General features: G+C 58.4%; 4 protein-coding genes. All 4 read left to right on the plus strand.

Features of this window, described 5'->3' with window-relative positions; translation table 11 throughout:
• Nucleotides 1–156: 156 nt before the first annotated feature.
• A complete protein-coding gene (locus tag QF010_RS08405) occupies nucleotides 157–1824 on the plus strand; it encodes a VRR-NUC domain-containing protein (RefSeq protein ID WP_429532871.1) in 1668 nt (555 codons plus the stop codon).
• The gene (locus QF010_RS08410; RefSeq protein ID WP_429532872.1) at nucleotides 1821–4121 is read left to right on the plus strand and encodes an ATP-dependent DNA helicase; all 2301 of its coding nucleotides are present in this window, start codon (nucleotides 1821–1823) and stop codon (nucleotides 4119–4121) included. Before QF010_RS08405 ends, QF010_RS08410 begins: the two co-directional genes overlap by 4 nt.
• A gap of 99 nt (nucleotides 4122–4220) precedes the next feature.
• Nucleotides 4221–6143, plus strand: coding sequence for a hybrid sensor histidine kinase/response regulator (locus QF010_RS08415; protein ID WP_429532873.1), 1923 nt, complete (start codon nucleotides 4221–4223; stop codon nucleotides 6141–6143).
• Between the two features lie 105 nt (nucleotides 6144–6248).
• Nucleotides 6249–6785, plus strand: coding sequence for a hypothetical protein (locus tag QF010_RS08420; protein ID WP_033055210.1), 537 nt, complete (start codon nucleotides 6249–6251; stop codon nucleotides 6783–6785).
• The last annotated feature ends 158 nt before the right edge of the window (nucleotides 6786–6943 follow it).

The following is a 6943-nucleotide window of genomic DNA, read 5'->3' on the forward strand; positions in this document are numbered from 1 at the left end:
ATCGTCACTGTACCTCTAAGGCGGTTTGTGCGATGGATCGGCAGAAAGTTCATAGCCATCCGAAAAATTACCGATTAACGCCGCCGCTTATCCTTTTCCGTTTGCACCGGGCAGGGCGTAGCTGGTATCTGTACGCATAACCAGTACTCGCTCGCCATGGCCTTTTTCCCTGTGACTGCAAACCCTCTCGACGATCCGTTCTACTACTTGAACAACTTCATGCAAGTGCTTGATTGGCTTGAGCATCGCTATGCCGATGTATTGAGTGTCGAAGAGCAACACTTCATCCGCGAGTTCAAGCGGATGCCCCGTGAGTCCAGGGCGTTGCTGGTCAGGATGGTGATGCGCAAGGGCAATCACTTCCGGGCGAGCAAGCTGCATTACCTCGAGATCGGCGACACCGCCATTGCCGCCGGCCCACTGCTGGCGCTGGGCTGGATCGATGAGCAATTGCCGCTGTCGATAGAAGCGCTGTTCGAGATGCTGCTCAAGGCGGAAATTCTCCAATGTTTTGGCGCCACCATCGATCAGCCCAAGGGAAAGAAGACCGATTGGCTGCCCGCACTGAGCGAACAGTTTCCTCAGGTTCAAAGCTTCGGCCAGTGGTGCCCGTCGCTGGATGACCGATTGTTCAGCCTGACCATCATGGGCCTGTGCGACCGGCTGCGCTTGATGTTTTTCGGCAATCTTTACCAGGACTGGTCCGAGTTCGTGCTGGCTGACCTGGGCATCTTTACCTATGAAAAAGTCGAGTTCTGCGCCGACTCCCGTGGCCTGCGCAGTCGCGAAGACGTGGACGCCTGCCTCTTTCTTCATAAGTGTCAGCAGCATTTCGAGGCCGGCGAAGCAGTGGAAGAGATTGTCGAGCAGATCAAAGGGCTGGCGCTGAGCAATCCCTGGCTGCAAAGACGTCGCGGCAAACTGTTGTTCCATATCGGTCAGCACTGCGAGCGCATAGCGGATTTCTCTACCGCACTGACGATCTACCGCGAATGCGCTTTTCCCGGCGCGCGCCTGCGGTTGATTCGCGTGTTGGAGCGCTGCGGTGAATACCAACTGGCCATGGACCTGGCCGTCGCGGTGGAGCAATCGCCGGAAAGTGCCGCCGAGCAGCAACAATTGCTGCGTGTGCTGCCCAGGCTGCGGCGCAAGCTGGGCGGTCCGGTGATAAAGCGCGGATCCCCACGGGAAATGCTGCGCCTGGACCTGCAACTGCCCAGAACCGACCCGGCGTTGTCGGTGGAGTCATACGTTCAGGCGCATTTGGCGCAAGAGTCGGCGCCGGTGCATTACGTCGAAAACAGCCTGATCAACTCGCTGTTCGGTCTGCTGTGCTGGCCGGCGATCTTCGCGCCGTTGCCGGGGGCGTTTTTCCACCCGTTCCAGCGTGGGCCGGTGGATCTGCTCAATGAGGACTTTCACGAACGTCGCGCGGAACTGTTCCAAAGCTGCCTGGCTGAACTCGATGACGGGCGTTACCGCCAGACGATTCGTGAACGCTATGCCAACAAGTGGGGCGTGCAGTCGCCCTTCGTGTTCTGGGGTGTGCTGAGCGAAGAATTGCTCGATCAGGCACTCGATTGCCTGCCGGCCGAACACCTCAAGCACTGGTTCAATCGACTGCTGTTGGACATCAAGGCCAATCGCGCCGGCATGCCGGACCTGATCCAGTTTTGGCCGCAGGACAAAACCTATCGGATGATCGAAGTCAAAGGCCCCGGTGATCGCCTGCAAGACAATCAATTGCGCTGGCTCGAGTTCTGTCATGAGCACCAGATGCCGATTGCCGTCTGCTACGTGCAATGGGCGGAGCAGGGCGCTTGAGTTACAACATCGCGGTGCGGGCGCTGTGTGAATTCACCGCCAAGGTCGGTGACCTCGACCTGCGTTTTACGCCTTCGCCGACGGCGCTGGAAGGGATTGTCGGGCACCGTACGGTGGCGTCCCGGCGCAGCGAGGGCTACCAGAGTGAAGTCGCCCTTGAAGGCCTGTATCAAACGTTGAAGGTGAAGGGCCGGGCGGACGGCTATGACCCCGCGCAAAATTGCCTGGAAGAAGTCAAAACCTATCGCGGCGACTTGAGCAAGCAACCGGCCAACCACCGTCAGCTGCACTGGGCGCAGGCGAAGATTTACGGTTGGTTGATGTGTCAGAAACTGGAGTTGGCGCAGATCAATCTGGCCCTGGTTTATTTCGACATCATCAGCGAAAAGGAAACCTGCCTGGTCGAGGCTTTCAGCGTCGAGCAACTGCGGTTGTTCTTCGAACAACATTGCGCCTTGTTCCTGCACTGGGCCGAACAGGAAATGGCTCATCGCGAAGGGCGTAATCGGGCGGCGCAACAACTGGCGTTTCCCCATGCCGACTTTCGACCGGGACAGCGTCATCTGGCGGAATCGGTGTTCAAGGCCGTCAGCACCGGTCGTTGCTTGATGGCGCAGGCGCCCACGGGGATCGGCAAGACGGTCGGCACGCTGTTCCCGATGCTCAAGGCCCTGGCGCCGCAGCAGCTGGACAAGGTGTTCTTCCTCACAGCGAAAACCCCGGGGCGCAAACTGGCGCTGGACGCCGCGCAAGTGATCCTCGACAGCGCCGACGCGCCACCCTTGCGGGTGCTCGAAATGATCGCCCGGGACAAGGCCTGCGAGCATCCGGACAAAGCCTGTCACGGCGAATCCTGCCCGTTGGCCCAAGGGTTTTATGATCGCTTGCCCGCCGCTCGCCAGGCGGCCAGCAAGTTGTCCCTGCTGAACCAGAACGCTTTGCGTGAGGTCGCCCTGCAACACGATGTCTGTCCCTATTACCTGAGCCAGGAAATGGCCCGCTGGGCAGACGTGGTGGTCGCCGATTACAACTACTATTTCGATTTCAGCGCACTGTTGTTCGGGCTGGCCCAGGCCAATAACTGGACAGTCGCGGTGCTGGTGGACGAAGCGCATAACCTGGTGGAGCGCGGCCGGCAGATGTACAGCGCCAGCCTCGACCAGTCGACCCTCAACGGCGTACGAAAAACCGCGCCCGATGCGTTGAAAAAACCCTTGCAACGGGTCAACCGTGAGTGGAATGCCCTGCATAACCTGCAACTCGGCGCCTATCAGGCCTATGACAAGGCGCCGGAAAAACTGCTCCAGGCATTGTCGTCGTGCAGCGCGAGCATCGGCGATTACCTGAACGATCATCCGCAAGGCCTGGACGGCGCGTTACAGAACTTCTATTTCGACATGCTGCAATTTTGCCGGGTGGCCGAGCTCTTTGATCAACAGTTCCTGTTCGACATCAGCAAGCGCGACCTCGACCGCCAACGCAACCTGTCGCAGCTGTGCCTGCGCAACGTGGTACCCGCCGGCTTCATTCGCCCACGCCTGACGGCTGCACGCAGCACCGTGCTGTTTTCCGCGACCCTGAGCCCTCGCCACTACTATGCCGATCTGCTCGGCACGCCGGCGGACACGGTGTGGATCGATGTTGAATCGCCATTTCACGCCGATCAGCTGCAAGTGCACATCGTCAGCCAGATCTCCACGCGGTTCGTCCATCGCCAGTCATCCCTTGCGCCGATCGTCGAGCTGATTGCCCGGCAGTTCAGCCAACGTCCCGGCAACTACCTGGCGTTTTTCAGCAGCTTCGATTATTTACAGCAAGTGGCGCAGTTGCTGGCCGAGAAACACCCACACATCAATCTGTGGTCGCAGTCCCGGGGCATGGGGGAAGGGCAGCGTCAGGACTTCCTCGATCAGTTCACCGCCGACAGTCAGGGCGTCGGTTTTGCGGTGCTGGGCGGGGCGTTTGGCGAAGGCATTGATTTGCCGGGCGCGCGACTGATCGGAGCGTTCATCGCCACCCTCGGGCTGGCGCAACTCAACCCGGTCAACGAGCAGTTGAAACAGCGCATGGCGGCGATTTTCGGTGCCGGTTATGACTACACCTACCTGTTTCCCGGCGTGCAGAAAGTGGTGCAGGCGGCGGGGAGGGTGATCCGCACCCAGCAGGATCAAGGGGTGGTCATGTTGATCGATGACCGGTTTGGCGATAGTAAGGTCAAGCAGTTGTTGCCGCGCTGGTGGTCGATTGCGCCAGCCTCTGTTGCAACTCAGCGAACGTCTGACCACCCAATAATCTGAGGCATAAGTTCCAGAGCCGCCACCCAGCGTTTTTTTCGAACTTTCCAAATTTCTGGTTTGTCGCATACTCCAGAAAAACGATAACGACGTGAGAGATCAATGAACGAGGATCGGACCAAAGCCGACGCCATCGACGACAGTCGTTTTCGCCTGTTGATCGATGCTGTGATTGACTACGCGATCTACATGCTTGATCCCGATGGCATCATCACCAGCTGGAACGCCGGCGCCAGGCGCTTCAAGGGGTACGAGGAGTCCGAAATCCTCGGGCAGCACTTTTCGCGGTTCTATACCGAAGAGGATCGCCGTGCCGGTTTGCCCCAGCGAGCGCTGAACACGGCGACCAGAGAGGGGCGTTTCGAGGGGGAAGGCTGGCGGGTTCGCAAGGACGGCACGCATTTCTGGTGCCACGTCGTCATTGATCCGATTCTCGACCCGTCGGGTAAGTTGCTGGGGTTTGCCAAGATTACCCGCGACCTGACCGACCGCAAGATGGCCGAAGAAGTCCTCAAGCAAAGCGAACAGCAGTTCCGCCTGCTGGTTCAAAGCGTTACTGATTACGCCATCTACATGCTCACCCCGGATGGCCGAATGACCAACTGGAACCTCGGGGCTCAGCGCATCAAGGGCTACTTGCCCGAAGAAGTCATCGGCCAGCATTTTTCGATGTTTTACACCCCGGAGGACCGCGAGGCCGGCGAACCACAACGGACCCTGGACATTGCAGTACGTGAGGGGCGATTCGAAAACAAAGGCTGGCGCGTGCGCAAGGACGGTACGCGGTTCCTGGCACATGTCGTGGTCGACCCGATTTGGGGCGACACCGGCACGTTACTCGGCTTTGCCAAGATCACCCGTGATATCACCGAAGTCACACAAGCCCAGCAAACCCTGGAGCAAACCCGTGAAGCGCTGTTTCAGGCGCAGAAAATGCAGGTCATCGGTCAACTCAGTGGTGGCATTGCCCACGACTTCAACAACTTGCTGACCGTCATCCTTGGCAATCTGGAGATCATCCGCAAACGCGTCGGGGACGATCCGAGAATTACCCGATTGGTGGACAACGCCACCCAGGGTGCCCTGCGTGGCGTAACCCTGACTCAGCGCATGCTGGCGTTTGCCAGACGCCAGGAGCTCAAGTCCGAACCTGTCGAGATCCCGAAGCTGGTGCAAGGGATTACCGGACTGTTGCGCAGCTCCCTCGGGCCTTCCGTGGTGCTCGAAACGCGCTTTTCGCCAGACCTTGAACCGGTCCTGGCCGACGTCAATCAGCTCGAACTGGCGGTACTGAACCTGGTGACCAACGCTCGAGATGCAATGCCTCATGGCGGAAAAATCGTGATCAGTGCCCAGACAGATGCTGTTCTGGACAAGACGAAGCTTTGCCTGGCGCCCGGTCGTTATGTCTGCCTGAGTGTCACCGATACCGGTGAGGGCATGGATGACGTGACGCTGGCATCGGCGACGGACCCTTTTTTCACCACAAAGGGAGTAGGCAAAGGTACTGGCCTGGGGCTGTCGATGGTTCATGGTTTTATCGAGCAGTTGGGCGGCCGATTCGTCCTCAAGAGCCTGAAGGACAAAGGCACAACCGCCGAACTGTGGATACCCTTCGCCACCGCTGGTTCAGTCGCCAAACCTGTTGCCGAGGAGCAAGCCGCACCGCCCGTGCCCCGACTGTGTGTGTTGGTGGTGGACGACGACAGCCTGGTGTTGACCAGTACCTGTCTGTTGCTCGAAGACCTGGGGCATCGAGTGATCAGTGCCGCGTCCGGCGCACAGGCGCTGACTATGTTCGACAGTGAACAGGCGATTGATCTGGTCATCACCGACATGGCCATGCCACAGATGAATGGCGCGGAACTGGCGCAGGCTATCCGAATCATCAAGCCTAGCCTGCCGATCATCCTTGCCACCGGTTACGCCGAACGCCTGGAAGGTTTCGCCACCAGACTTCCGCGCCTGTCCAAACCCTTTACCCAACTCAATCTGGTGGAAATCATCGCCACGACCATGAAATGACCAAGCGAGCTCAAAGTTCGGTCGCGGATTCCTTTGTCTGTCATTCCAGCTGAACTTGTCGGGAGACGTTACTTCTAAACGCTTTCCATCCCGTGCGTGACTCTTGTGCCCAGAATATTGACCGAGGCCCCGGCTGAAGAAACCCTGACCGAACACAACGCCAAGATGTTCGGGTCCCCCAAGGAGCGTCTGGATTTCTACCGCCGGGAAATCCAGTATGAAACCAGCATTCTGGCCAATCGCACCGACGCCTACCTGGCGGCGCAATCGTTTCTGGTGATTGCCTTCGCATCGTGCATGTCTAACCTCAACCCTGAGTGGGGAAAACTCTTCACGCTGGTGGTGCCACCCTTTTTAGCACTGTTGGGGCTGCTCAGTTCGCTCAACGCCTGGCCGGGGATTCGCGCGGCATACGACATCATTGATCACTGGCATTTCAAACAGAGTCAGTTGCTGCACAGTGAGCCCTTGATGGGGCTTGCTTACGATGAGTCGCCACTGTTCAGTGAGATGGAATCGTCCCATAAGGGATATCGCAAGTCGTTGCTGTTTTCCGTGCGTACGCCGTGGATTTTCGCCACTTTTTGGGTGCTGTTGGGCAGCTACGCGGTTTATATCCAGGTGACCAACCCTGGCGGGTGAATCGAACACCCGAAAAGGCCCGGTATATACCTAATGCCGATCAGTTCAGGAACGACACAATCCGTAATTGAATGGACTCGCCCAAGCCGAGGCGTCTGTGCGCCACGGTGGCATTCTTATAGAAGCCAACGACAGCGAGGGCGAGGCCATGAAAAAGC

It is taken from the genome of Pseudomonas silensiensis, assembly GCF_050434865.1.
GTDB classification, from domain to species: domain Bacteria; phylum Pseudomonadota; class Gammaproteobacteria; order Pseudomonadales; family Pseudomonadaceae; genus Aquipseudomonas; species Aquipseudomonas fluorescens_W.

Coding starts and splice junctions, on each gene's coding strand:
- QF010_RS08405 (WP_429532871.1), top strand. CDS start 157: ATGGCCTTTTTCCCTGTGACTGCAAACCCTCTCGACGATCCGTTCTAC.
- QF010_RS08415 (WP_429532873.1), top strand. CDS start 4,221: ATGAACGAGGATCGGACCAAAGCCGACGCCATCGACGACAGTCGTTTT.